Below are 22,410 nucleotides of genomic sequence, written 5' to 3'. Positions count from 1 at the left end.
TCTCCAGTTCGTTCAGAGGCCGCCCCGTTTCCGCAGGGCGGCGACATCCAGCAGCGTGATCGTCCGCCCTTGGACGGAGATGAGGTTCCTCGACACCAGCGACTGCAACGCCCGGTTGACCGCGGGCCGCGACGCGCCGATCAGCGCGGCGAGGTCGGACTGGGTCAGCCCGGGCAGGTCCACCACGTCGTCGGACCGGCCGTGCTTGTCGGCCAGTTGCAGCAGCAGCTTGGCCAGCCGCCCCCCGAGGTCGAGGAAGGCCAGGTCGGCGGCCTGGCCGGTGAGCCTGCGCACCATGCGGCCGAGCAGGCGCAGGAACTCGTCGGCCAGGCCCGGGTGCTCCCGCATCAGCTCCAGCAGCCGCGCCCTCGGCAGCGCGAACACCCAGGACGGCCGCGCCGTCACGATGGATGCCGAGCGCGGCGAGCCGTCCAGCAGCGCCATCTCCCCGAACGTGTCGCCCCGCCTCAGCATGTTCAGCACGATCTCGTCGCCGTGCTCGGTGGTGAAGACCACCTTCACCAGCCCGTCGAGCAGCACGTACAGCGACTCTCCCGGGTCCCCCTGATGGAAGATGATCTGCCCCGGCCGGTAGCGGCGCGCCACCCCCGCGCGCGCCGTGCTCAGGATGCCGCTCTCCCCGAGCACCTGGAACAACGGGATCTCCGCCAGCACGGCTGCGACCGGCTCGACCTCGTACGGAAGCCCGCTGCGCGCGTTCATGCAAGAACTCTAGGCCGACTTCCGCGAGCGGACAGCAGGTGGCATCCGATCTCCCGAATGTGACGAGGACCACACCCGGACTGTTGCCTTCGGAACAGTCTTTTCGGATCACCCGTCGCACGGTGAGGTAGCCGGCCGGAATTGGCCCCCCGAGAAACCGGACCGGCGGGGAGAACGACATGCAAGCGCAGACCATGGAACGGCTCGACTCGCGCCCCGACTCGCGCCCCGACTCGCGCCCCGACACGCGCCCCGACACGCGCCCCGACACCGCGACCCTGGTGTCCGCCGCCCGGGAGGGCGACGCCTGGGCGTGGGAGCAGCTCGTCGAGGAGTTCAGCCCGATGCTCAAGGCCCGCATCCGCCGCTTCAGGCTCAGCCACGAGGACGCCCAGGACGTGCTCCAGACGACCTGGATGCTCGCCTGGCAGAACCTGGGCAGCGTCGAGGACGGCCACCGCATGCCGGGCTGGCTGGCCACGATCGCCTTCCGCGAGTGCCTCAAGCTCACCAAGCGCACGAAGGAGATCTGCACCCCTGACCTCGACTCGCTGGGCAGCACGGACGACGTGGACAGGGAACTGGCCAGGATCTGGCTGGCCGGCACGCTCGAAGAGCTGGTCGAGGAGCTGCCGGCAGCGCAGCGGGTCCTGTTCAGAGCGCTCACGGAAACCTCCGAGCCGCACTACGTGGACGTGGCGCGCAGGCTGGGCAGGCCGGTCGGGAGCATCGGGCCGACCCGAGCCCGCGCCTTCGCGAGGCTCCGCGGGCTCCTTCAGGCCCGCGAGATCACTCGCGACTTCCTGGACTGAGGGCTACTCACCGGTCAAGCGGGATCGCCTCCAGGAACGGCTCGAAGTCGAAGTGCGCCATCTCGTACGCGTCCGGATCCGTCTCCGCCGGGAAGGCGTAGAACTTCCTGCCGCGTAGCGCGGGCATGCCGCTGACGGCCTCGGGGACGAGCCCCCGCGCCATCTCCTCGGCCAGCCCGTCGGCGATCTTCTGGTCGAACGGCACCCGGTAGAGCGCGTCCACGCTCTGGTAGACGCGGAAGTAGCTGACGATGAAGCGCATGCGGTCGGGGTAGGACACCCAGTCGGTCACCCCGGCCGTGGACGCCTCCTGGTCCTCGGTGATGAACTCCTCGGCGAGCTTGCGTACCTTCTCGTTCTGGATCGGCGCCCACGCCTTGGCCATGTCCACGCCCGCCGGCGCCGTCAGCGGCCTGCCGACCTTGACGTCGCTGAGCGGCGTGGCGACGGCGAACAGGTGGCGGGTGTAGAGCGAGGACCACAGGTCCTCCAGCTTGCGGGTCAGCCAGGGCTGGTCGGCGTGGCTCGCCGCGTACAGCCTGAACCTGGGGAAGGGCTTGCGCGTGACCAGGGAGCGCAGCGACCGCCACGACACCCGGGTCAGCCAGCGGACCGGCCGGTAGAGCACCAGCTCCAGCGCCGCCTGCGCGCGTGCCTGCTCGTAGGCCGACAGCGCGATGTTGGCGCCCAGCAGCAGCTCCGCCCGCTCCGCCTGGTCCTCGGTCTTGTCCGCCTCCACCATGAGCTGCGCGGCGTCCTTGAGGTAGCGCGGGTCGGCCGGCGACAGCAGGTCGGTCAGGAACTCCGGCGGCGTCGGCGTCAGGTCCGACTCGGGGCTGACCTTCAGGAAGCGGTCGGGCTCGTCGTTCCACAGATTGACCGCGAGGCTGGCCGTCTCCAGGAAGATGGCGCGGTTGGCCAGCGCGAGGCCGAGCTGGTAGCTGGGCCCGAGCAGGGTGAGCAGCGCGGCCCGGAACAGCCGTTTGAAGCGCTGCGGCACGCGCAGGCGGCGGCCGAAGTCCTCGATGAACGGCGAGTTCGGGCCGAGGTCGAGGCTCTCGCCGACCGCCTTGGAGGTCCAGGTGGCGTAGCAGTACCAGTTGTTGGCCTCCCGGCCCAGGCGCGCCGCGAGGTCCCCGGCCACGCGGTGGTAGCTGTAGGCGATGACCATGGCTTCGAGTGCCGCGCTCCGGTCCTTGTAGGCCGCGATGCGCAGCACGTCATCCGCGGTCATCGGAGTGTCGGACATGGAGTCTCCCGTTTGCTGGTCCCGTCGCCTGGCGGAGGGCTCACGGAGTTAAGAGCACCCCCGTCGGCGTCAGATACAGTCCGGCGGCCTGTGTCTCCCCTGTGGCCGCGGCCAGGAGCCTAGGAGGCGCCGCTTGCGGGGTGCTTGCAGGATGATCACCACCCCCGGCAATCCGGGGGTGGGTCCTCACTCCTTGACCGTCAGCTTGCTGATCACCACGAATCCGCCGAGCGCCCCCGCGGTGCCCGCGGCCGTCGTCGTGGTGAGGTTGACCACCAGGTCATAGGTGCCGGGGGAAAGCTGGCCGCGCATGGGGATCGAGGCGGTGTACCGGCCCGAGCCAGGGGTGAAGGTCAGCTCCACCGGTGGTGACGGATGCCTGGTCTCGCCACCGCCCATCAGGTCGGCGATGATCTCCAACTGCCAGCGTCCCGCCAGCCAGTCGACGAGCTCGCCGGTGACCTCCCAGCTCACGTCCACTGTCCAACCTTCGTCCCGATGGACCACGTGCGTGGGCTGGGCACCGGGATCGACAACCTGGCCGTGAAGGAGGCCGGCCAACTGCTCGGCCGGCACCTTCATCACCTGGAACTCCCCTGATGCCATGGCGATCTCCTCTCCGCGGGCGGTCCTGTGCGAAGGAGCAGAGCGACGACACCGGTGGCGAAATACCCGTGCCTTCCATCGATGCGTTTCCGGCTTTCGTCTAGACAAGTCTCCCGTTGATCCGGGTGAGGTCGCCGGGCCCGACGGCGCCGGTGCGCACCCCGTTCAGGCGCACGCCGGCCTCCACGGCGCAGTCGAGGTAGGTGTTGAGCCCTCTGATCACGAGGTCGCCGACCTGCCCGCCGGCCAGGCGCAGCACCGCGCCGCCGCCCTGCGCGGCGACCACCTCGACGGTCCCGTACGGGGTCCGCAGCCCGATCGGGCCCTCGTTGCCCGACTGGACGAGCACGACGAGATAGTGCACATCCCGGGTCGGATGGCTGCGCAGGAACGCGTCGGCGTCGCCGTACAGGACGGGGTTCTCGCCGGCGTCCGGCGGGGGAGCGGACGGCGTGATCAGCTCGCAGGGCGCCATCCGCTCGTCCAGCGCGGGCACGGGGCCGTCCACCAGCACCAGCCCGCCCGCCTCCGCGTACGCGGCCAGCAGCTCCTGCACGCGCCGGTGCATGAACGGCCCGCCGGGCACCGTGACCGACCGGTACGCGGCCAGTTCCCGCGCCGTCACGCTCTCCAGCTCGACCAGCCCGTAGTCCAGCCCCCTGGCCCGCATGCGCTCGTGGAAGGCCAGCAGCGCCCGCCCGCACCCCGGCCCGTCTTCGCCGGAGAGGGCGGCGATCCCGGCGTACGGGAGGTACAGGCCGAACGCGTCGCGCCGCACCGGCTCGCACTCCAGGAACTCGGCGCCGTGCACGGCGAAGAAGCCCGCCAGCGCCCGCACCACCGGCGCCTTCCCCGTCACCCTGCCGCCCGCGTCGATGGGCGGGCAGTCCGGGTACGGCCCCGCGTGGGCGGCGTCCAGCTCCGGCGCCCATCCGGAGGTGGCCACCCCGGTGTAGACGTTGAACCCGGTCGCGCCCGCCGCCAGCGCCAGCAGCGACTGGTGGAAGCTGGTCGCCCCGTCGATGTAGGCGGGGTCGTAGAGCTCGGAGAAGCCCCAGTTCTCCTCCAGATTCGGCCCGGGCGCGCGCTTGGCGGCGATGACGTAACGGGCGTGCGCGTCGCGGTCGGCCGACACGACACCCATCCAGTTGGTGAACCCGTAGCAGATCTCGCCCCACAGCTCCGGCCTGACCCTGGCCAGCCAGTCGTCCAGCTCGGGCACGGTCGGCGGGTTGAGGTTGACCAGGACCGGCAGTCCGGAGCCGACGGCCTGCGTCCAGACGCGGTACACCTCGGCCAGGTACTCGGCGTGGAAGCGTCCCCAGTCGGCCTTGGCGAGCGGGCCGCAGGCGGGTGTCGGTGGCGCGATGTCCGCCCAGTCGCCGTAGCGGGTGCCGTGCGCCGTGTTGTACGCCTGCGGCGTCCCGTACCAGGACCGCAGCCGGTCGCGGTAGAACGCCACCCCGGAGGCGCTGTAGTCGTAGGCCGTCAGCGGCAGCGCGCCGCTGGTGTAGACGCCCTCGTTCGCGATCTGCACCGCGACCACCGCCTCGGCCCCGTCCAGCACCTCCTTGCCCACGGCCGACAGCCACTCGGTGGCCCTGGACAGGAAGGCCGGGGCCAGCGGCGCGGGCAGCGGCCGGCCCTCGGGAGCGGCGGCGTCCGCCCAGCGCGAGGGCGCGCCTGAGGCGTCGAGCAGCGCCTCGAAGGCGGGGTCGGCGTCGGGGCACACCCAGTCGGGCAGCCCGCCGTAGTTGACCTCGGCGTGGATGAACGGGCCGGGCTTGGCGATCACCCGCAGGCCCAGCTCGTGGCAGAGCGCCAGGAAGCCGGTGACGTTCCTGGCCGGATGGGTCAGGCCGGTGAAGTCGGGCGCCGCGCCCGCCTCCGGCTGGTGGTGCCGCCAGGGCAGGTAGCAGGTGATCACCTCGATCCCGAGCCCGTCCCGTACGGCGCGCAGGCGATCGGCCCACACGGCCGGATCGTCGCGGTAGTACGGATAGTCGGCGGTGACGAGCACCCGCGGCACGCCGTCGACGACGGCGACCCCGTCGCGGACCTCGATGACCACAGTGGCTTCTCCTAACCCTTGAGACCGGTGAAGGCGATGCCCTGGAGGATGCGGCGCTGGAAGACCAGCAGCACCGCGATCACGGGCAGGACGGCGAGCGTGGCGCCCGCCATGATGTAGTACGCGCGCCCGCCGTCCGGGCTGGCGACGAGCTGCTGCAGCGCCAGCGGCAGCGTGTAGAGCTCGGGGTCGTTGGTGACCAGCAGCGGCCACACCAGGTCGTTCCAGTGGAACAGGAAGCTGGTGATGGTCACGACCGCCAGCACGGGCTTCGACAGCGGCAGTACGATCCGCCAGAAGATCTGCATCCGGCCGGCGCCGTCGATCAGCGCGGCCTCCTCCAGCTCGCCGGGCAGCGACAGGAAGAACTGCCGCAGCAGGAAGATGTCGAGCACCGAGGCGATGTTCGGCACGATCAGCCCCCACCCGGAGTCGAACATGCCCAGCGATTGGGTGACGTGGATGCGCGGCACCAGCAGCGTGATCGCGGGCACCATCATGCCGGCCAGCATGATCACGAACAGCCTGTCGCGGCCGGGGAACGGGATCCGCGCGAACGCGTACGCGGCCAGCGCGTCGATGAGCAGCTTGGCCGGCACCAGGATCGCGCACACCCACACGCTGTTGACGAAGGCGTTGCCGAGCCCGCCGACGTCGAGCACGTAGGAGTAGTTGTCGAGCGTGGCGGCCCACTCGCCGGTCTTCTTGTCCAGCGGCAGCAGGCTGGGCGTCTTGGTGTAGATGTCGGGCCCGTGCTTGAACGAGGTGGCCACCATCCACAGGAACGGCACCACCGACACGGCGGCCAGCAGCACCAGCGCGACATGGACGGACAGCTTCCTCACGCCGCCTCCTGCTTGACGAACCGGAACTGCAGCGCCGTGACGATCATGATGAAGACCAGCAGGATGAACGACATCGCGCAGGCCGCGCCCATCGCGTCGTAGCGGAAGGCGAACAGGTACAGGTGCAGCACGTACGTCAGCCCCGACTGCTCGGGGCCGCCGGTGACGCTGCGCCCGTTCCCCGAGAAGATCACGTACACCAGGCCGAACACCTGCAGCGCCGCGATGACGCCGGTCACGAGCAGGTAGAACGTGGTCGGCCGCAACATCGGGAAGGTCACCCGCCAGAACCGCTGCCACGGCCCGGCCCCGTCGATGATCGCCGCCTCCTGGATCGAGCCGGGGATGCCCTTGAGCCCCGCCAGATAGATGATCATCGAGATGCCGCACTGCCAGGCCGCGATGAACGCCAGCGCCGGGATGACCAGCTCGGGGGTGTTGAGCCAGTTCTGCCCGGGGATGCCGGCCAGGCCGAGCAGCGTGTTGATCAGGCCGTACTGCGGGTCGTAGAGCCAGCGCCAGATCGCGCCCACCGCCGCCTCCGCCGTGACGACCGGCAGGAACAGCAGCAGCCTGAACAGGTTCGCGCCGCGCCTGATCGCGTTCAGCAGCAACGCCTGCGCCAGCGCGGCGACCAGGGTCAGCGGCACGGCGATGAGCGTGTACTGCAGGGTGACGCTCACCGACTTCCAGAAGTGCGGGTACTTGACGTCGTCGAACAGCAGGTCCGCGTAGTTGGCCAGGCCGACCCAGCTCGCGTCGGTGCGCAGGTTCCAGTCGGTGAAGCTGTAGTAGAGCGCGGACAGGGCCGGGTACAGCAGGAAGATCAGGAAGTAGGCCAGCGCGGGGGTGATCAGCAGCCAGCCGATCAGGTGGTCGCGGCGGCGGGCGCCCGGGCGGCGTCTGGCGCGCCTCCCGGGTCCCGTCGTCACCCGTTCGAGTACGGGAGCGGCCACGTCAGCCGTTCCAGCCGAGCAGGGAGCGGGTCTTGCTCGCCGCGTCCGCCAGCGCCTGCTGCGCCGTGACCTTGCCGGTCAGCGCCGACTCGATGGCCGGGGCGATGACCTCGTCGTTGACCTGGATCCACTGCGGCACCGCGGGGCGCGCGTGCGCGACCTTGAGCTGCTCCAGGAAGGCCGCCTGCTCCGGCCCGCCCGCGGGCACCTGCGCCTTGAGGTGCACGGGGAAACCGCCGAAGGCGTCGGCGACCGCGCCGTTGTTCTGGGCGCCGGCCAGGAACGCCAGCCACTTCCAGGCCAGGTCCGGGTTCTTGCTGGTGGAGAAGACCACGGAGTCCTCGCCACCGATGTTGCCGGCCGGCTCGGTCTTGTACGGCAGCGGCGCCACGCCGAAGTCCAGGTCGGGGAACTGCTCGCGGATCGTCGGCACGTCCCACGGGCCGGAGATCGTCATGGCCGCCAGGCCGTTCTCGAACGGCTTGTCCGAGTCGGTGATCTTGCGCGGCGACGACTTCTGCAGATCCACCCAGAGCTGCAGCGCCTCCACGGCCGGCGGCTGGTCGAACAGCACCTTCTTGCCGGCGTCGTCCACCATCTCGCCGCCCGCGCCGTGCACGATCCCGGGGAACATCCAGGCGCCGTAGCCGTCGCCCTTGGGCACGTTCATGCCGGCCACGTTCGCGTCGGCGGCGTGCACCTGGGCGGCGACCTGCTTCAGCTCGTCCCAGGTCTTCGGCGGGGCCGGCACCAGCTTCTTGTTGTAGAAGAGGGCGACCGTGGTCTGGTCCTGGGGCAGGCCGTAGAGCTTGCCGGCCGCGCGGTTGGTGTCGAGCGCGCCCTTGTAGTAGTCGGCCTCGTCGATCAGCCCGGCGGGCACCTCCCTGATCGTGCCGTCGAGGGCGTACTTGGAGACCAGCGGCTGGTCGAGTATGCCCGCGTCGGGCGCGCTCTTGCTGGCCACGGCGCTGCCCAGCTTGGTGTTGTAGTCGTCCTTGGGGATCTTGACGAGCTTGACCGTGACACCGGGGTTGGCCTTCTCGAAGTCCTTGCGGACCTGCTCCATGACCTGGCCCGCCTGCGGGGTCCGGTCCTGGTACATCCAGAACGTCAGCTCCTTGCCCTCGCCCTGGCCACCGCCACCGCCACCGCCACCGCCACTTCCGCAGGCGGCCAGTCCGGTCACGAGAGCCGCCGCGACGGCGCCTCGCACAAGTCCTCGGCTCATTGCCATCTCCTCATCGGGGGGATGGCCAGACCATAATCTAAGCTCCGAAAAAAGTCAGGGAACGCTTTGGTAACACCGGCCGCCCGGCTACTTCGGGCCGTGAACTAACATGGCGGCGGACTTCTGAGAGGGACGGGGACGAGAATGGGCACGTCAGGGCGCAAGACCGTACGGGATCTTCGCCGGGGAAACCGGGCGATGCTGCTGCGCGCGCTCTATTTCGGCGGGCCCGCCAGCCGCAACGAGCTGTCCGCCGAGACCGGGCTGAGCGCCGCCACGGTCAGCACGATGACCGGCGACCTGCTGGCCGACAACGTCATCGTCGAGGCGGGGCAGGTCGACTCCGACGGCGGCCGGCCCCGCGTGCTGCTCAAGGTCAACCCCGCCTACGGCTACGCCGTCGGCGTGGACGTAGGGGAGACCCAGGTCAAGGTCGAACTGTTCGACCTGGAGATGAACGTGCGGGCCAGGGCCCACTATGCGGTCCGCTCGGCCAAGCACGACCCCGAGCTGGTCGCCCGCCACATCCTGACCGGCGTGGCCGCGGTCGTCGCCGAGGGCGAGGTGCCGGCCGGGCAGGTGCTCGGCGTGGGCGTCGGCGTGCCCGGCATCGTCGAGCCGGGCCCCGACGGGCTGGTGCGGGCCAAGACGTTCGGCTGGGAGGCGGTGCCGCTCGGCGCGCTGCTGCGGGCCGGCACCCCGCTGCCGCTGGTCCTGGACAACGGGGCCAAGACCATGGGGCAGGCCGAGCTCTGGTTCGGGTCGGGCAGGGGCACCCGCGACGCGATCATCATGCTCGTGGGGTCGGGCGTCGGCGGCACGATCGTGACCGGCGGGCGCATCTACCGCGGGGCGGGCATGGCCGCGGGCGAGGTCGGGCACCTGAAGGTGGTCGCGGGAGGGCGGGCGTGCCGGTGCGGGGCGCGCGGCTGCCTGGAGGCGTACCTGGGGGCCGAGGCCATGCTCGAGCGCGCCGGCGTCGAGGCGGACTCCGCCGACGAGGAGGCGGCGCTGGCCAGGCTGCTGGAGGAGGGCTCGCCGGTGATCGGGGAGACCGTGGAGATCCTGGGGGCGGGGCTGTCGTCGCTGGTGCACCTGTTCAACCCCGAGCGCATCGTGATCGGGGGCTGGGCGGGGCTGATGCTTGGCGGGCGGCTGCTGGACGCGATCCGGGCCGCCACCGCGGCGAACACGCAGGCCCAGCCGTTCCAGCCGGAGTCGGTGGTGCTCGGGCGGCTCGGGCCCGACGCGGTGGCGCTGGGGGCGGCCACGCTGGTCATCGAGCCGTTCTTCGGGGACGCGGCGTATCCGTCGTCCGTGCCCACTATTGCGTAGAAGTTAAATCAAGCATTGACATAAGTCCGGGCCGCAGGCACGCTCTGCTCGATAGAGCGCTCTCTCACCACCCCCCGTTCGTGAGGAGTCCCGCAGTGCACCCCCGCCGAAGCCCTGCCCTGATCGTCGCCGCGCTGGCGGCCTTACTCCTGTCCTGCCTGATCACGATGTCGGCGCGCTCGGCCCCCGCACAGGCCCTGGCGTGCGGCACGGCCAACGCCGCGCTCAACCGCCCCGCCACCGCCTCCTCCACCGAGAACGCCGGCACCCCCGCCTCGGCCGCCGTGGACGGCAACACCGGCACCCGCTGGTCCAGCGCCTTCAGCGACCCCCAGTGGCTCCAGGTCGACCTGGGCTCGTCCCAGGAGATCTGCCAGGTGGTACTCCAATGGGAGACCGCCCACGCCACCGCGTTCCGCGTCCAGGTCTCCGGCGACGCCTCGGCCTGGACCGACCTCTACGCCACCACCACCGGCACGGGCGGCACCCAGACCCTGGACGTCACCGGCACCGGCCGCTACCTGCGCGTGCACGGCACGGCCAGGGCGACCGGCTGGGGCTACTCGCTGTGGGAGCTGACCGTCCGCACGACCACCACGACCCCGCCCGGCGGCGGCGACCTCGGCCCCAACGTGCACGTCTTCGACCCCTCGATGCCGTCGTCGAGCATCCAGGCCACGCTCGACTCGGTCTTCACCCAGATGGAGTCCAACCAGTTCGGCCTGCAGCGCCACGCCCTGCTGTTCAAGCCCGGCAGCTACAACGTCACCGCGAACATCGGCTTCTACACCTCGATCATGGGCCTCGGCCGCAACCCCGACGACGTCACCATCAACGGCCAGGTCAGGGTGGACGCGGGCTGGTTCGGCGGCAACGCCACGCAGAACTTCTGGCGCTCGGCCGAGAACCTGTCCATCACCCCGACCGGCGGCACCAACCAATGGGCGGTCTCGCAGGCCGCGCCGTTCCGCCGCATGCACGTCAGGGGCAACCTCAACCTCGCCCCCACCGGGTACGGCTGGGCCAGCGGCGGCTACATCGCCGACAGCCGGATCGACGGCACCGTGCAGCCGTACTCGCAGCAGCAGTGGTTCACCCGCGACAGCACCATCGGCGGCTGGCTCAACGGCGTGTGGAACATGGTGTTCTCCGGCGTCGTGGGCGCGCCCGCCCAGTCGTTCCCCGAGCCGCCGTACACGACGCTCGCCAACAGCCCCGTGACCAGGGAGAAGCCCTACCTGTACGTGGACTCCGCCGGCGCCTACCAGGTGTTCGTGCCCTCGCTCCGGCAGAACACGCGCGGCGCGAGCTGGCCCGGCACCGGCGCCTCGATCCCGCTCACCCGGTTCTACGTGGCCAAGCCGTCCGACACCGCCGCCACCATCAACGCCGCCCTCGCCTCCGGCCTGAACCTGCTCTTCACGCCCGGCATCTACCACGTCGGCCAGACCATCAACGTGACCAGGCCCGACACGGTCGTGCTCGGCCTCGGCTACGCCACGATCATCCCCGACAACGGCGTCGTGCCGATGCGCGTCGCCGACGTGGACGGCGTCAGGGTGGCCGGCCTGCTGTTCGACGCGGGCAGCGTGAACTCGCCCATCCTCATGGAGGTCGGCCCGCCCGGCTCGTCGGCCTCGCACGCGGCCAACCCCATCTCCATCCAGGACGTGTTCTTCCGCATCGGCGGCGCCCACGCCGGCAAGGCCACGACCAGCCTCGTCGTCAACAGCGACCACACGCTCATCGACCACATCTGGGCCTGGCGCGGCGACCACGGCGCCGGCATCGGCTGGACGGTCAACACCGCCGACACCGGCCTGATCGTCAACGGCGACGACGTCACCGCGTACGGGCTGTTCGTCGAGCACTACCAGAAGTACCAGCTCATCTGGAACGGGCAGCGCGGGCGCACCATCTTCTTCCAGAACGAGATGCCGTACGACCCGCCCGGCCAGGCCGCCTGGATGAACGGCTCCACCCGTGGCTACGCCGCCTACAAGGTCGCCGACTCGGTCACCTCGCACGAGGCGTGGGGGGTGGGGGCGTACTGCTACTTCAACGTCGACCCGAGCATCGTGGCCGAGCGCGGCTTCGAGGCGCCCGTCAACCCGAACGTGCGCTTCCACTCCCTGCTCACCGTCTCGCTCGGCGGCAACGGCACGATCAACCGCGTCATCAACGACACCGGAGCCCCGGCCCAGGGCACGGCCACCATCCCCGTGAAGATCGTCAACTTCCCCTGATCCGTACGACGTCCCGGGTGAGCCCCTCGACGCCGCTCGCCCCGAGGAGCTGCAACGTCCGTACGAGCTCGGCGTGGAGCAGGTCCAGCACCCGCGTCACGCCCCGCTCGCCCCCGGCCATCAGCCCGTACAGGTAGGCGCGGCCGACGAAGCACGCCCTGGCGCCCAGCGCGACCGCGGCGGCGACGTCGGCCCCGCTGCGCACACCCCCGTCGAGGAACACCTCCGTACGATCCCCGACCGCCTCCACCACCTCGGGCAGCAGCTCCAGCGGGGTGGCGGAGCGGTCGAGCTGGCGCCCGCCGTGGTTGGACACCACCAGCCCGTCCACGCCCACGGCGGCCAGCTCCTTCGCGTCGTCCACCCGCTGCACGCCCTTGACCAGCAGCTTCCCCCGCCACGCCGACCTGATCCACTCCAGGTCCGCGACCGTCACCGACGGGTCGAACATCAGGTTCGTCAACCCCGCCATGTCGTCCGGCGCGCCCTCCACGGTGGCGAACGCGAGCGGCTCGCCGGTGAGGAAGTCGAACCACCACGCCGGATGCCGCGCCGCCTCCAGCACGCCCCGCCAGCGCAGGGAGGGCGGGATCGTCAGGCCGTGCCGCACGTCCCGCAGCCGCGCCCCGGCCACCGGCACGTCCACCGTCACCACCAGCACGTCCATGCCCGCGTCCGAGGCCAGGGAGAGCCGCTCCAGGTTGCGGGCCCGGTCGCGGACCACGTAGAGCTGGAACCAGTTCCACCCGCCGGGCGCGGCGGCGGCCACGTCGCCGGCCGTCGTGGTGCCCATCGTGGACAGCGTGTAGGGGACGGCCGCCCGCTCGGCGGCCCGCGCCACCGCCCGCTCGCCCTCGCGGTGCATCATCCGCGTGAACCCGGTCGGCGCGAGCACCACCGGCATCGCGATCCGCCGCCCCAGGATCTCGACCGACGTGGGCGCCTCGGCGACGTCCCGCAGCACGTGCGGGGCGAACTCCACCCGGTCGAACGCCTCCACGGCCCTGGCCATCGACCGCTCGCCCTCGGCCGCGCCGTCCACGTAGTCGAACACCATGCGCGGGGCGCGTCTCCTGGCCAGCAGCCGCAGATCGGCGACGCCGGCCGCCGCCGCGACCCTGTCCGCCCTCGACCATCGCGGCCGCCCGGGCACGACCCTCCGCAGCTCCCGCCACCGGGGCAGGCGCCGTGGCTCCTTGTCCGCGTTCGACCCGATGCCGAGGACCTTAACATCGCGCGGCCCGCGTACGGTGGGATCGTGATCGACGATCGCCCGCCCACACCCCACGACCCACCCGCCCCCGCCCCCGCCTACGACCCCGCCCCCGCTCACGCTCACGACCTCGCCCCCGCTCGCGCTCACGACCCCGCCCTCGCCCGCGGTCACGACGACGCCCGCGGTCACGACCCCGCCTACGACCCCGCCTACGACCCCGCCACCGCGGCCGGTGCGGCGCTCGCGGGCGGCGGCGCGGCCATCGGCGGGGAATCGGCGGCCGATCTCGCGCGAGGCTGGACGGGGCTGGCGGGCGGCTCGCGTGCCTCGCTCGCGCTCGGGGCCGAGCTGGTCGCCCGCTGGGCGGAGCCGCACCGCCGCTACCACACCCTCAACCACCTCGCCGCCGTCCTGGCCGCCATCGAGCAGCTCACCGACCAGCTCACCGACGAGGCCGGCGACCTGGCGGCCGTACGCCTCGCGGCCTGGTTCCACGACGCCGTCTACGACGGCCGCGCGGGCTGGGACGAGGAACGCAGCGCCCAGCTCGCCCAGTCACGCCTTCCGGGCTGCGGCGTCCCGCCCGGCCGGGTGGCGGAGGTGGCCAGGCTGGTCCGCCTCACCGCCGCCCACGACACGCTCCAGCCCGGCGACCGCAACGGCGCCGTCCTGTGCGACGCCGACCTGGCCGTCCTGGCAGGCCCGGGATACGACGACTACACGCGTGCGATCCGCCAGGAGTACGCCCACGTGCCCGACGCGTTGTTCGCGCAGGGCCGCGCGGCGGTGCTGCGCCGCCTGCTCGCCACCCCGGCCCTCTACCGCACGCCCCGCGCCCGCGACCTGTGGGAGCAGCGCGCCAGGGCCAACATGGCGGCGGAGCTGGCGGCGCTGGACGCGGGCTGACAGCGCTGGGCACGGGCGGCGGCGCTGGGCGGCATACGGCGCCGGCGGCGCTGGGCGCGGGCTGACCGGGGGCTGACCGGGGCTAACCGGCGAGGTGGCGCTTGCGGCGGCGGAGCCCGGCCGCGACCAGCCGCCGCAGCAGCTCGCGCGAGCTGACCGCCTCCGCCCCCAGGGCCACCGCCCGCGCGTGCACGGTCTCCGGCACGTCGTAATGATCCCGATCGAACGCCCGCTCGGGCACCCCAGCCGCACCGCGAACGCGTGCAACTCCTCCAGGGAGCTGTCGCTGACGAGATGCGACCACATCAGGCCGCGTGGCCCCGGCCAGTTGGGCGGATCGATCAGAACAGTCACGACGTCAAGGGTAGAACCCTCCCACGCACCTCGACCGCGCCCAGATCGGGCACCGCCGCATGGGCGCCCTCGCCCTCGGCGTCCACCGCGACCACCATGCCGAACCCGCCCCTGCGGCCCGCCTCGATCCCCGGCAGCGCCGACACCACCACCGCGACCTTGGCCGCGGGCAGGTCCAGCCGCCGCGCCGCCTCCAGGAAGAGCGCGGGGTCGGGCGTGCCGGGCAGGTTCAGCAGCGCGGCGTCGTTGCCGTCCACCATCAGGTCGAACAGGTGCATCACCCCCGCCGAGCCGACGAGCTTGCGCCCGTGCAGGCTGGCCGAGACGGCGGCGGTACGGGCTCCGCGATGCCGCAGCTCGTGCAGCAGCGCCACCGTGGCGGGGAACGCGGCCACGCCGTACTTGTCCACCTGCTCCATGAAGACGCGGTCCTTGGCCAGGCCGAGCCCGTGCACGGTGGGCGCTCCCGGCTCGTCGCCGGGCGATCCCTCGGGCACGGTGATGCCGCGTGCGGCCAGGAACGTGCGGATGCCGTCGAGGCGCGGGCGACCGTCCACGTGACGCAGGTAGTCGCCGCGGATGTCGAACGGTGCCGAGCGGCCGCGCAGGAACGCGTCGAAGACGTGTTTCCAGGCGGCCGCGTGCCCCCGAGCGGTGTCAGTGACCACGCCGTCGGTGTCGAACACGACGGCGCTGATCGCGGTCAGGTCGATGACAGGCTCGTCCACACAGCGAACGTAACCGCTCTACCAGGCGACGGGTAGCTCTTTCACGCCGTAGACGATGGCGAGTTCCCTGAACGGCACCTCACCGGCGACGTGCAGGCCGGGGAAGCGGCGCAGCAGCGCGGGGAAGGCGATGCGCATCTCCATCTGCGCCAGCGGCGCGCCGATGCAGCGGTGGATGCCGTGGCCGAAGGCCAGGTGCGAGCCCGCCGTCTCCCGTCCGGGCCGTACCTCGTCCATGCCGCCGCCGAGAGCGGGGTCGCGGTTGGCGCCGGTCAGCGAGCACAGCACCATCTCGCCCTTCTTGATCGGCACGCCGTGCAGCTCCAGGTCGTCGCGGGCGAAGCGCGGGAAGGCGACCTGCACGACCGTCATGTACCGCAGCAGCTCCTCGACCACGTCCTCGACGTAGCCGTCCACCTCGCGCACCTTGGCGGCGTGCTCGGGGTTGCGCAGCAGCCACAGGGTGCCGAGGGCGAGCATGCTGGTGCTGGTGTCGTGGCCGCCGGTCAGCAGGCCGTCGGCCATGCTGGCGAGGGTGCGGTCGTCGAGCTCGTCGCCGTGCTCGCGCAGGAGCTGGCCGAGCAGCCCGTCGCCCGGGTTCTGCCGCTCCCTGGCCACCAGGTCCGTCAGGTACGTCATCGCGTCGTTGATGGCCTGCAGCGACGCCTCGGGCCCCGCGGTGAAGTCGAAGCGGTCCTTGCTCAGCTTCACGAAGTCGGCGCGCTCGTCGTACGGGACGCCGAGCAGCTCGCACACGACCAGCGACGGGATCGGCAGGCAGAACTCCTCCACCAGGTCGACCGGCGTCCCGCCGGCCGCGGCCTTGGCCTCGATGCGGTCGAGGTACTCCTCGACCATGGCCTCGATCCGCGGCTCCAGCCTGCGCAGGCGGCGCATGGTGAACTCGGGCGTGAGGTACTTGCGCAGCCGCGTGTGCTCGGGCGGGTCGCGGAAGCCGAGACCGCCCGGGTCCTCCTGGTTGGAGCCGAGCCCGATCACGCCCGCGAAGTCGTTGCTGAAGCGCTCGTGGTCGCCGAGCACCGCGCGGACGTCCTCCCAGCGGGTGACGAGGTACACCGTCTGGTCGCCCGGGATCTGCATGGGGAAGACCGGGTGCTCGTCCCTGATGCGCCCGAGTTCACCCACGGGGTCGAACCCGTCACGCATGAACTGGACGAGCGGGAACTCTTCTGTCTCTGACATCGATATCCGTCCTGGCTGGGATACATCGCACCATGTTGGGATAAATCCCTGCGTAGATGGTCCCATCCGGAGAGGTGAATGGGGCCCTTCGGAAGGACGAATTTACATCTCCCCCTCGCTGCCCTTGCGGGCGCGGGGGCGGTCATCTTCCGGCTAACGCCCTGGTCACCTCTTCCGGCGGCGGCAGCGTCCGGTCGCGGGCGATGACGGGCGGCTCGGGCGGCTCGGCCTCGGCCGACAGGGCGGGCGGGGAGGGCTTGGGCCTGCGCGGCTCCCGCACCCCGCCCCTGCCTCCGGGCGGATCCTCGAACGGGGGGTGGTCACGCTCGGTCCAGTGCGGTTCGCCGGGGCCGAAGCCGGGCGGCCAGGCGGGCGCGCCACTGGAAAGAGCACGGCGTCTTCGCGATCGCTTGCTCACAGCTCCCTCCTCCGCGTCCCATTGTGCGCCCGGCCACGGCACACGACCAGCAGGGATCGAGGCTGTCACCAAGACGGCAGGGATCCCGGCGAACCCGCCATGGGGACGCGGGCGGAATCGGACGCCCTGTGACGGCAGAGGGGTCAGGCCCCGGTCTGCCACACCTCCGTCAAGTGCCCTGAACTGCCGTGAAAGCAGGGCAAAGTGGGGCGGTAGACGGCGTTTGGCGTACAAGATGGCGACATTCTGCGATGATCTCGTCGCATAGAGCCGGAGTTTGAGCCCTCACGGATAGTGACTGATGCCGACATTTGAGGAAATAGCAGCCTTCATCACCGAGAAGCCGCTCGCCACCGCCGTCATCACGCTGTTGAGCCTGGTCGGCCTGGCGCTCGCGGTCCTGGTGCTCAGGGTCGCCTGGCGCGCCGTGTCCTGGATCTTCACCAGGTACGTCGCCCCGCGTCCCGTCGAGGACGTGCTGACCATCGTGGCCGCCTCCATCGCCACCGGCGTCTCGGCGCAGGGCATGTGGCGCTTCTCGGAAGACGTGCTGGACCTCGACGGACCGCTGCGGTTACTGCTGTTCGCGTTCATCGAGGTCGCGATCATCACCTCCGCCGTACGCGCCCGCCGCAACATGCGCGAGAACTTCTCCGCCGGCATCGACGGCATCGCCGTGTGGGCCCTGACCTGCCTGACCGCCGTGCTGTCCTCCATGGACGCGCGCAGCCTGCCCGAAGCGGTGTTCCGCCTGGCCGCCCCGCTCGTGGCCGCCTGGCTGTGGGAGCGCGGCATGGCCATCGAGCGCCACCGCATCCGCGGCACCGGCCGCATCAACTGGCGGCTCACCCCCGAGCGGCTCCTGGTCCGGCTCGGCCTGGCCGAGGTCAGCGACCGCACGGCCAGCGAGGTCGACGCCCACCGCAGGCTGACCAGGGTCGCGCTGGCCGCCAAGAAGGCCAAGGCGCTGCGCGAGGCCGGGGCCCCCGACCGCAAGATGCGCGCCGCGCTGGCCAAGCTCGACAAGGCCATGGACCAGGCGGTCGAGCACACCGGCCTGGCCGTGGACCCGGCCCGCCAGGAGGCGCTGCTGGCCCAGATCGCCGCCCTGTACAACACCTCCGCGCTCATCGACGCCGACCCCCGCGTGCCCTGGGAGCCCGAGGCCGACCACCACCCCGTGCCGGCCAGGCCCGCCCTGCCGCCCGCGCTGGCCGAGCTCGTCGACGACGAGGACGAGGACGTCACGGTGTTCGACACCACCCCGCACGTCGTCAGCACCGCCGAACGCGCCGCGCTCATGCGGGCCGCGCGCGAGTTCTGGGACCGGCAGATCGCCAAGGGCATCGTGCCGCGCACGGTGGACATCGCCCAGGAGATCGGCATCTCGCTGGCCACGGCGCGCGAGTACCGGGCCCTGTGGAAGCTGGAGCCGCAGGCGCACGCGCTCATCGAGGCGCTGTACCAGCAGCACGGCATCGTCGACACCGGCGCCTTCCCGGCCATCGCCGACGACGGGCGGGTGCTGACCACCAAGTCGTAGGCTTGGTCCCGCGCGCCACCGGCCCGCCCTCGCTCGGGCGCGGTGTACGGGAACGGGAGCAGGGGGAGGACGGGTGCGGGAGCGGACGCTCGAACGCGTCAGGAAACTGCTGGCCAAGGCCGAGCGCACCGACAACGAGCACGAGCGGGCCACGTTCATGGCCGCCGCCTCGGCGCTGATGGCCAAGCACGGCATCGACAGCCTGCCGCCCGCCGGCACCCGCCAGGTCCCCGGTGACCGCATCGTCACCCTGCCCGCGCCCTGGGCCAGGGAGAAGGCCCGGCTGGTCAGCCTGGTGGCGCGGGCGCTGCGGTGCCGTCCGCTGCTGATCGGGCGGGGCGACGGCGGGCAGCGGGTGCACGTGTTCGGGTTCGCGGCCGATCTGGAGCGGGCCGACCTGCTGGCCACCTCGCTGCTGCTGCAGATGGCCTCGGGGCTGGCCAGGGTGGAGCTGCCCGGGGACGTCACGGGCGTGCGGGCCTATCGCAGGTCGTGGCTGCTGGGGTTCACCGACGAGGTGTACCGGCTGCTGCGCGAGGCCGAGTCCGGGGCGGAGGCCGCGTCGGCCGGCACGGGCACCGCGCTCGTCCTGGCCGACCGCAGGGCCGAGGTGGAGCGGGCGGTGGCCGCCCACTACCCCGACATCCGCATGAGCGTGCCCACGACCAGCGGCACCGGCTACCGCGACGGGGTGGCCGCGGGCCGCAGGGCCGACCTCGGCCGCACCGGCATGGCCACGGCCGCCGCCAGGGAGCTCGCCTGAGGCAGGGCCAGTTCTTGGTAAGCCCTTTCCCAGCATCTGTTTGGGCGGGGCGGTAATCGGGCATAAGCGCGCACACGGAACGCAGCCCTGCCCAAGCGAGTCAGGTCACCGTGAACGCATCCGTCCATGTCCTCGCCGACCGCCTCCGCGATCTCGCCCACGACCTCCTCACGGCCGCCGGCCTGCCCGGGGACACGGCCGCGGTGGTGGCCGCGTCCCTGGTGGAGGCCGACCTCGCCGGTCACGGCTCGCACGGCGTACGCCGGGTGAAGTGGTACCACGACCGGATCGAGAGCGGCGCGATCGTGCCGGACGCCCGCCCGGAGGTGGTCTCGCGCCGCGGCGCCACCGCCGTCGTGTCCGGGCGGCGCGGCTTCGGCCAGGCCGCCGCCGGCCTGGCCACGCAGGAGGCGGCCGCGCTGGCCGCCGCGCACGGCGTGGGGGTGGTCGCCATCCGCGACTGCAACCATGTCGGCAGGCTCGGCGAGTACGCGCAGACGCTGGCGCGGCGCGGCCTGATCGCGCAGGTCGTCGGCAACGCCGACCCCACCGTGGCCCCGTACGGCGGGCACCGCAGGATGCTCGGCACCAACCCCATGGCCTGGGCCGTGCCCCGCGCGGGCGGCGCGGCGGTGGTCATGGACTGGGCGACCGCCGCCATGGCCGAAGGCAAGCTGGGCCTCCTGCTCGCCGCCGGCCGGCCCGCCCCCGAGGAGGTGCTCGTCGATCCGGACGGCCGCCCGTCCACCGACCCGGCGGACTTCTACCGGGGCGGGGCGCTGCTGCCGTTCGGCGGCCACAAGGGTTACGGCCTGAGCGTGCTCATCGAGCTGGTCGGGGGCCTGCTCACGGGCACCGGAACCGCGTGCTCCGCCGAGTACGACGGCACGTTCGGCACGGTGATCACCGCGGTGGACATCGCCGCCTTCGTCCCGCTGGAGAGCTACGTCGCCCAGGTCGAATCCTTCTGCGAGGCCCTGCGCGCCGGCGGCCCCGGCGTGGTCGTCCCGGGGGAGCCCGAGGCCCGCACGCGCGCGCAGCGGCTGGAGGAGGGCGTCCCGGTGCCGGAGCCGGTGTGGGCGGAGCTGCGCGGGCTCGCCGCGCGGCTCGGCGTTCCGTGGCCAGACACGCCGCCAGGAGGTTAGATGTCCGCCACACCCGCCCCCAGCCCCGCATTACGCCGCGTCGTCCTGGGCGCCCTCGTCGGCACCGCCCTGGAGTGGTACGACTTCTTCATCTACGGCACCGCCGCCGCCCTCGTGTTCAACCGCCTGTTCTTCACCGACGCCGACCCGGCCACGGGCACGATCGTCGCGTTCGCCACGTTCGGCGTGGGGTTCGTGGTGCGGCCGTTCGGCGGCATCCTGTTCGGCCATCTCGGTGACAAGATCGGCCGCCGCTCCACCCTGATCATCACCACGGTGATCATGGGTGTGTCGACCGGGCTGATCGGCCTGTTGCCCACCTATCCCGCCATCGGGGTGCTGGCGCCGGTGCTGCTCACGCTGCTGCGCGTCTGCCAGGGGCTCGGCGCGGGCGCGGAGTTCGGCGGCGCGGCGACGCTGCTGGCCGAGCACGCCCCGCCGGGCCGGCGCGGGTACTACGCCTCCTACGCGCAGACCGGCGTGCAGATCGGGCTGGTGCTGGGCACCTCGGCGTTCCTGCTGGTCCAGCTCCTGCCGGAGGAGGACTTCCTGGCCTGGGGCTGGCGGGTGCCGTTCCTGGTGAGCTTCGCGCTGATCGGGGTGGCGCTGTACGTGCGGCTGCGGGTCGACGAGTCGCCCGTGTTCCAGCAGATGGCGCGGACCAAGGAGATCGTCCGGCTGCCGATCAGGGACGCGCTGGTCCGCCACCCGCGCAACTTCCTCGTCGGGGTCGGCGCGCACATCTGCGACACGGCCGTGGTCTACACGCTGGCCACGTTCAGCGTCGCGTACGCCACCGGCCGGCTCGGCCTGAGCAGCCGCACGGCGCTGCTGGGCGTGATCCTGTTCGGGCTGACGGTCATCGTGCTGCAACCGGTCTACGGCCACCTGTCGGACCGCGTGGGAAGGCGGCCGCTCAACCTGTTCAGCGTCGTGTTCGTGGCGGTGTACGCGTATCCGTACTTCCTGCTGGTCGACACCGGCGTCACCTGGCTGGTCTGGCTGGCCATGATGATCATGGGCGCGTTCGGCTTCGCGCCGCAGGTGGCCGTGCAGCCGGTGTTCTACGCCGAGCTGTTCGGGGCACGGGTCCGCTACACCGGGTTCGCCGCCTCGCGGGAGCTGGGCGCTGCGCTGGCCGGGTTCTCGCCGCTGATCGGCGCGGCGCTGGCGGCCCGGCTGGGCGGCGCGCCCTGGCTGGTGGCGGCGTTCCTGGCCGGCACGGCGGTGATCTCGTTCGCCGCGTTCTACGCCTCGCGTGAGAGCAAGGAGACGGACATATGGACCTGAACGGCACGGTCGCGGTGATCACTGGCGGCGGCACCGGCATCGGCGCCGCCGTCGCGGAGCGCCTGGCGAGGAAGGGCGCGGCGGCCGTGGTGGTCAACTACTCGCGCTCGGCGGCCGAAGCCCGGGAGACGGTCGCCCTGCTGGAGAGCCTCGGCTGCAAGGCGGAGGCGGTGGCCGCCGACGTGTCCGACGACGCCGCCGTACGCCGGCTGGCCGAGCGCGTCCGCGCCGACCACGGCCGGGTGGACGTCCTGGTGTGCAACGCGGGCACGACCGCGTGGGTGCCGTTCCCCGACCTGGAGGGCCTCACCGACGAGGTGTGGCAGCGGATCATGGGCGTCAACCTCATGGGCGCCTTCTACTGCGCCCGCGCCTTCGCGCCGGCCCTGCGGGCGGCGCGCGGCGCCGTCGTGAACGTGGCCTCCGTCGCCGGCCTGCTGGCCACCGGCTCCTCCATCGCGTACGGGGTCAGCAAGGCCGCCCTGCTCCAGCTCACCCGCGACCTGGCGGTGGCGCTCGGCCCCGAGGTGCGGGTGAACGCGGTCGCGCCCGGCCTCGTGGCCACCCGCTGGCACATCGACCGGGTGGGGGAGCAGGTGTTCTCCGAGATGACCGCGAAGGAGCAGCTGAAGGCGCCGCTGCGGCGCACCGCGCAACCCGAGCACATCGCCCAGCTCGTCACCGCCCTGCTGGAGTCGGACCTGGTGACGGGCGAGGTGCTGGTGGGGGACGGCGGGCGGCACCTGCAGTACTGAGCGGGGGACGCCGGGGCC

The 22,410-nt window shown here is 72.0% G+C and carries 20 protein-coding genes and 1 pseudogene; 9 read left to right on the top strand and 12 right to left on the bottom strand.

The window, feature by feature from the left end; translation table 11 throughout:
- Positions 1–12: 12 nt before the first annotated feature.
- Entirely contained in the window at positions 13–723 is a 711-nt protein-coding gene (locus AB0I79_RS23480; protein WP_357876238.1) for a Crp/Fnr family transcriptional regulator, read from the bottom strand.
- 179 nt (positions 724–902) lie between these two features.
- On the opposite strand from AB0I79_RS23480, the gene AB0I79_RS23475 reads away from it, so the two are divergent.
- The gene (locus AB0I79_RS23475; RefSeq protein ID WP_357876236.1) at positions 903–1,535 is read left to right on the top strand and encodes a sigma-70 family RNA polymerase sigma factor; all 633 of its coding nucleotides are present in this window, start codon (positions 903–905) and stop codon (positions 1,533–1,535) included.
- A gap of 7 nt (positions 1,536–1,542) precedes the next feature.
- Here AB0I79_RS23475 and AB0I79_RS23470 read toward each other — a convergent pair whose 3' ends face one another.
- From AB0I79_RS23470 to AB0I79_RS23445, 6 genes are all read right to left on the bottom strand, one after another.
- Entirely contained in the window at positions 1,543–2,784 is a 1,242-nt protein-coding gene (locus AB0I79_RS23470) for a hypothetical protein (RefSeq protein WP_357876234.1), read from the bottom strand.
- A gap of 186 nt (positions 2,785–2,970) precedes the next feature.
- Positions 2,971–3,264, bottom strand: coding sequence for a hypothetical protein (locus tag AB0I79_RS23465; protein WP_357876232.1), 294 nt, complete (start codon positions 3,262–3,264; stop codon positions 2,971–2,973).
- A 226-nt stretch (positions 3,265–3,490) separates the two neighbouring features.
- On the bottom strand, positions 3,491–5,461 hold the full coding sequence (locus tag AB0I79_RS23460) for a beta-galactosidase (protein WP_357876230.1): 1,971 nt from the start codon (positions 5,459–5,461) through the stop codon (positions 3,491–3,493).
- Between the two features lie 11 nt (positions 5,462–5,472).
- Positions 5,473–6,306, bottom strand: a complete 834-nt coding sequence (locus AB0I79_RS23455; RefSeq protein WP_357876228.1) for a carbohydrate ABC transporter permease — start codon at positions 6,304–6,306, stop codon at positions 5,473–5,475.
- Positions 6,303–7,238: a sugar ABC transporter permease gene (locus AB0I79_RS23450; RefSeq protein ID WP_357876226.1), complete on the bottom strand. Its 936-nt coding sequence runs from the start codon at positions 7,236–7,238 to the stop codon at positions 6,303–6,305. The genes AB0I79_RS23455 and AB0I79_RS23450 overlap by 4 nt, the downstream gene beginning before the upstream one ends.
- Positions 7,239–7,263: 25 nt before the next feature.
- Positions 7,264–8,490, bottom strand: a complete 1,227-nt coding sequence (locus AB0I79_RS23445; RefSeq protein WP_357876224.1) for an ABC transporter substrate-binding protein — start codon at positions 8,488–8,490, stop codon at positions 7,264–7,266.
- A 144-nt stretch (positions 8,491–8,634) separates the two neighbouring features.
- Between AB0I79_RS23445 and AB0I79_RS23440 the strand changes: the two genes are divergently transcribed.
- Entirely contained in the window at positions 8,635–9,825 is a 1,191-nt protein-coding gene (locus AB0I79_RS23440; RefSeq protein WP_357876222.1) for an ROK family protein, read from the top strand.
- A gap of 95 nt (positions 9,826–9,920) precedes the next feature.
- Positions 9,921–12,071, top strand: coding sequence for a discoidin domain-containing protein (locus tag AB0I79_RS23435; protein WP_357876220.1), 2,151 nt, complete (start codon positions 9,921–9,923; stop codon positions 12,069–12,071).
- Here the strand turns inward: AB0I79_RS23435 and AB0I79_RS23430 are convergent.
- Entirely contained in the window at positions 12,058–13,224 is a 1,167-nt protein-coding gene (locus AB0I79_RS23430) for an alpha-hydroxy acid oxidase (RefSeq protein ID WP_357876218.1), read from the bottom strand. The genes AB0I79_RS23435 and AB0I79_RS23430 overlap by 14 nt on opposite strands.
- A gap of 105 nt (positions 13,225–13,329) precedes the next feature.
- Between AB0I79_RS23430 and AB0I79_RS23425 the strand changes: the two genes are divergently transcribed.
- Complete coding sequence (locus AB0I79_RS23425; RefSeq protein ID WP_357876216.1) at positions 13,330–14,193, top strand: metal-dependent phosphohydrolase; 864 nt, start codon at positions 13,330–13,332, stop codon at positions 14,191–14,193.
- Positions 14,194–14,275: 82 nt separating this feature from the next.
- Here AB0I79_RS23425 and AB0I79_RS23420 read toward each other — a convergent pair.
- From AB0I79_RS23420 to AB0I79_RS23405, 4 genes and pseudogenes are all read right to left on the bottom strand, one after another.
- A pseudogene (locus AB0I79_RS23420) lies at positions 14,276–14,547 on the bottom strand (DUF4031 domain-containing protein).
- Positions 14,544–15,275, bottom strand: coding sequence for an HAD family hydrolase (locus AB0I79_RS23415; RefSeq protein ID WP_357876214.1), 732 nt, complete (start codon positions 15,273–15,275; stop codon positions 14,544–14,546). The pseudogene AB0I79_RS23420 and the gene AB0I79_RS23415 overlap by 4 nt, the downstream one beginning before the upstream one ends.
- A gap of 18 nt (positions 15,276–15,293) precedes the next feature.
- Positions 15,294–16,478, bottom strand: a complete 1,185-nt coding sequence (locus tag AB0I79_RS23410) for a cytochrome P450 (protein ID WP_357876212.1) — start codon at positions 16,476–16,478, stop codon at positions 15,294–15,296.
- Positions 16,479–16,620: 142 nt separating this feature from the next.
- Positions 16,621–16,896, bottom strand: a complete 276-nt coding sequence (locus tag AB0I79_RS23405) for a hypothetical protein (RefSeq protein WP_357876210.1) — start codon at positions 16,894–16,896, stop codon at positions 16,621–16,623.
- Positions 16,897–17,197: 301 nt separating this feature from the next.
- On the opposite strand from AB0I79_RS23405, the gene AB0I79_RS23400 reads away from it, so the two are divergent.
- The 5 genes from AB0I79_RS23400 (at position 17,198) to AB0I79_RS23380 (ending at position 22,392) form a co-directional block, all read left to right on the top strand.
- The gene (locus tag AB0I79_RS23400) at positions 17,198–18,439 is read left to right on the top strand and encodes a hypothetical protein (protein ID WP_357876208.1); all 1,242 of its coding nucleotides are present in this window, start codon (positions 17,198–17,200) and stop codon (positions 18,437–18,439) included.
- 73 nt (positions 18,440–18,512) lie between these two features.
- Entirely contained in the window at positions 18,513–19,202 is a 690-nt protein-coding gene (locus AB0I79_RS23395) for a DUF2786 domain-containing protein (protein ID WP_357876206.1), read from the top strand.
- 110 nt (positions 19,203–19,312) lie between these two features.
- Positions 19,313–20,347, top strand: a complete 1,035-nt coding sequence (locus AB0I79_RS23390) for an Ldh family oxidoreductase (protein ID WP_357876204.1) — start codon at positions 19,313–19,315, stop codon at positions 20,345–20,347.
- Positions 20,348–21,637 carry an MFS transporter gene (locus tag AB0I79_RS23385; RefSeq protein ID WP_357876202.1) on the top strand — a complete coding sequence of 430 codons (1,290 nt, stop codon included), beginning with the start codon at positions 20,348–20,350 and terminating at the stop codon, positions 21,635–21,637.
- Positions 21,628–22,392, top strand: coding sequence for an SDR family oxidoreductase (locus AB0I79_RS23380; protein ID WP_357876200.1), 765 nt, complete (start codon positions 21,628–21,630; stop codon positions 22,390–22,392). The genes AB0I79_RS23385 and AB0I79_RS23380 overlap by 10 nt, the downstream gene beginning before the upstream one ends.
- Positions 22,393–22,410 lie beyond the last annotated feature (18 nt).

The organism is Nonomuraea sp. NPDC050202 (assembly GCF_040656115.1).
GTDB lineage: Bacteria > Actinomycetota > Actinomycetes > Streptosporangiales > Streptosporangiaceae > Nonomuraea.
This window is presented reverse-complemented; position numbering and strand designations above follow the sequence as displayed.

Coding starts and splice junctions, on each gene's coding strand:
- AB0I79_RS23475 (WP_357876236.1), top strand. CDS start 903: ATGCAAGCGCAGACCATGGAACGGCTCGACTCGCGCCCCGACTCGCGC.
- AB0I79_RS23380 (WP_357876200.1), top strand. CDS start 21,628: ATGGACCTGAACGGCACGGTCGCGGTGATCACTGGCGGCGGCACCGGC.
- AB0I79_RS23480 (WP_357876238.1), bottom strand. CDS start 723: ATGAACGCGCGCAGCGGGCTTCCGTACGAGGTCGAGCCGGTCGCAGCC.
- AB0I79_RS23385 (WP_357876202.1), top strand. CDS start 20,348: ATGTCCGCCACACCCGCCCCCAGCCCCGCATTACGCCGCGTCGTCCTG.
- AB0I79_RS23410 (WP_357876212.1), bottom strand. CDS start 16,478: ATGTCAGAGACAGAAGAGTTCCCGCTCGTCCAGTTCATGCGTGACGGG.
- AB0I79_RS23440 (WP_357876222.1), top strand. CDS start 8,635: ATGGGCACGTCAGGGCGCAAGACCGTACGGGATCTTCGCCGGGGAAAC.
- AB0I79_RS23470 (WP_357876234.1), bottom strand. CDS start 2,784: ATGTCCGACACTCCGATGACCGCGGATGACGTGCTGCGCATCGCGGCC.
- AB0I79_RS23400 (WP_357876208.1), top strand. CDS start 17,198: ATGCCGACATTTGAGGAAATAGCAGCCTTCATCACCGAGAAGCCGCTC.
- AB0I79_RS23445 (WP_357876224.1), bottom strand. CDS start 8,490: ATGAGCCGAGGACTTGTGCGAGGCGCCGTCGCGGCGGCTCTCGTGACC.